At 43.4% G+C, this 703-nt stretch carries 1 protein-coding gene; it reads left to right on the top strand.

Annotated elements, in window-relative coordinates; all coding sequences use genetic code 11:
* Positions 1-266: YdcF family protein (locus tag ACFPPD_RS24685; RefSeq protein WP_465251445.1), on the top strand; the 266-nt coding region annotated here is incomplete at its 5' end.
* Positions 267-703 lie beyond the last annotated feature (437 nt).

Below are 703 nucleotides of genomic sequence, written 5' to 3'. Positions count from 1 at the left end.
AGTCATGGGATGTACTCCAGCAGAATCGGTTAAATCCACAAAAAGTAATATTAGTTTGTAAATCTTATCATGCTCGTCGAGCATTGCTTACCTATCAGGTGTACTTTCCCAAAGATACAATGTTTTTTGTAAGCCCAGTGACAGATAAAACTGGTATAACCAAAGAAAATTGGTTTTTAGATGCACAAAAAATAAGCTATGTAATGAAAGAATTAACAAAGATAGGACAGTATTTTGTGACCCATATTCCAAATTGGATTAAATAAACATTCCTCGAAAGTATTCCATGAAGGCATCAACTTCTGCTAACACCATGTTCACGCATCGGGCCATTCGGCCCTCGGTCCGGCAGGAGTTAGATGAGGATTCAGAGAAGTATTTGGCAGTAGCAGAGAAGCGGAATCAGCCGGACACATCCGCACCACCTAACCGCATCGCGGCCGGCTCCTGGCGGAGCCTTAAGGTGGTGGGACGTCGTGAACACATGAACGTTAGATGAAATTCTTAGCGGGGAAGGTCAAGTACAATGCCATGGTGAGCCCAATATTGAAGCGGTATAATCCTTAACGGATTCTTGAATGGGTTTGGGCGGAATGGCTCCGAATGCGTATTCCGGAAACTTTGGTCAGTCATTCCGGTAATGTTTAGCCACTCATTCCGGAAATAGTTGGTCACTTGTTCCGGAAAGTGTTATCCACTTTAA

Origin of the sequence: Cohnella suwonensis, assembly GCF_042655365.1 — a bacterium.
Lineage (GTDB): Bacteria > Bacillota > Bacilli > Paenibacillales > Paenibacillaceae > Cohnella > Cohnella suwonensis.
The sequence above is the reverse complement of the archived record's forward strand: the minus strand, read 5'-3'. Positions and strand labels throughout refer to the sequence as shown.